Origin of the sequence: Corallococcus sp. 4LFB, assembly GCF_046520365.1 — a bacterium.
GTDB classification, from domain to species: Bacteria; Myxococcota; Myxococcia; order Myxococcales; family Myxococcaceae; genus Corallococcus; species Corallococcus caeni.
On sequence record NZ_JBKGHJ010000872.1, the window covers coordinates 1 to 1,999 of the forward strand.

The following is a 1,999-nucleotide window of genomic DNA, read 5'->3' on the forward strand; positions in this document are numbered from 1 at the left end:
CGGACGCGGGCGCGGCGCCAAGGCCCGTGGAGCCCCTCGCGGACCGGCTGCTGGTGCGCGTGGGCCTGCGCTCCGTGCTCGTCCCGGTCGCGGACATCGAGTGGGTTGAAGCGGACGACTACTGCGTCACGCTGCACGCGGACGGCAAGGCCCACGTGCTGCGCGAGAGCCTGGCGGCACTGGAGGCGCGGTTGGATCCGGAGCGCTTCGTTCGCATCCACCGCTCCGCCATCGTTAACGTGGAGTGCATCCAGGAGGTGCACCGGCCCTCGCCCACGGAGCAGGTGGTGGTGCTGAGCAGCGGCCAGCGCCTGCGAGTGAGCCGCAGCCGCCGTGAACACCTGGAGCGACGCCTGGGCCGAGCCCGCTAAGCCCCTCCGGCATCCCTGCTGCCCACCTCCCGCCCGGCGCGGTCCTCCAAAACCTGTCCGACAGTCGGACAGGCTGCCGCGGTTCGAATGCTGCGGAGGCATCCCCAGCGGATGTCCCAACTTGTCGGACAGTCGGACAGGTTCTCGCGGTGCGCCGCTGGCAGGGAGGGCCCGCGGCGTTCTCACCTTCTCAGCCAGGAGGACAGACTTCAGGTCCGGGGACCTGGCGCGTCTCAGCGCGCGCGGGCCTTCTCCACGGCGGTGGTGAGCGCGCTCCAGTCCGTGGGCTTCAGGTGCATGCCGAACACGCGGGCCACCGGCAGCTTCTCTCGCGTGGCCACCTCCACCGTCTCGTCCACCTGCTGCACGTTGAAGAACGCGCCGTCCGGCTGGGGCTGCACCAGGTCCGACGTGTAGAGCAGCCGGTGCTCCGGCAGCCACGCGAACACCATCCGCTCTCCCGTCTCCGTGCGCACCGGGACCAGCTCCAGCCGGTTCTTCCCGCTGCCCAGCACCCGGCGCCCGTCCACGACCTGGAGCTTCGCGGCGCGCGGCTTCCTCGCGAGCGCATCCGGGAGCAGCGTGCGCGGCGACGCCACCAGCCGCTCCACCAGCGCGCGGTTGAGGTCCAGCACGTACACCGGAATGCCCCGCGCCACGTACTCCCGCAGTCCACCGACGTGCGGCCAGGCATCGCTGGTGGACACCACGGCCTTCACCTTCAGGCCCGGGAAGCGCTTCGCGGCCTCCTCCAGCACGCGCGCCGAGTAGCCCGACGCGAGCGGCCCCTCCACCACCACCACGCCGTCGTCCTGCGCCACCAGCGCCACGTTCCACGCGCCCGGCAGCTGCACCACGCCCGGCGCCAGCTCCACGGGCGGGGCGTCCGGACGGAGCGCGGGCGTGTCGTCCAGCTTCCTCGCGCGGCGTGCCTCGAAGCCCTGCTTCACGTCCTCCGCCACGGCGAAGTCCGCGTCCACGAGCGGCGGATTGACGGTCACCGCCGTCACCGTGACGGAGTGGTGGGGCTGGCCGTTGCGCGCCCACTCCCAGTGGCGCGGATAGCGCAGGCCGCCGGACTCCAGGGACCACGCCTGGAAGGACAGCACCGTGCGCACGTCGCCCCAGACGCTCCAGAAAGGGTCTTCCGGATGCGCGCCCACCGTCTCCACCGCCGTGGGCAGGCCCGTGCGGGCGTTGAGGAACAGGCGCACGCTCGCGCGGTCCAGGTGGAAGGCGACCACGTGGTGGGGCACCTCCTGCAACACGGTGTCCGCCTGGGCTCGCAGGTCCTTCGCGTCCAGGGCCGCGAGCAGCACGTGCTCTGGCGCGAAGGCCATCCGCTCCTGCATGTCCTGGAGCTGCGCGGCGCCCAGGGGCCGCCACTTCCCATCGAACGCCGCCGCCGCCACGCCGTCGGCCAGCAGCATCGTCACGCTCCTCCAGGCGTCCATCACCACCCCGCGCGCCTCGGACTGCTGACGCAGGCGGCCCCGGCGCAGGTCGCTCACCTCGTCGAACTGCTCGTACATGACGAGGAAGGGCGGCGTGGGGCGCTCGGACTGCTCCAGCAGGTTCCAGTGGCCCACGCCCCGGATGCGCAGGCCCGTGAGCGCGCGGAGCCGGGC

Annotated in this window: 2 protein-coding genes; one reads left to right on the forward strand and one right to left on the reverse strand. The window is 72.5% G+C overall.

Annotated features, from left to right (window positions below; genetic code table 11):
* Positions 1-371: LytR/AlgR family response regulator transcription factor (locus ACLEQD_RS42180; RefSeq protein ID WP_410391595.1), on the forward strand; the 371-nt coding region annotated here is incomplete at its 5' end.
* Between the two features lie 233 nt (positions 372-604).
* Here the strand turns inward: ACLEQD_RS42180 and ACLEQD_RS42185 are convergent.
* The coding region (locus tag ACLEQD_RS42185) for a hypothetical protein (RefSeq protein WP_410391597.1) at positions 605-1,999 on the reverse strand (1,395 nt) is incomplete at its 5' end.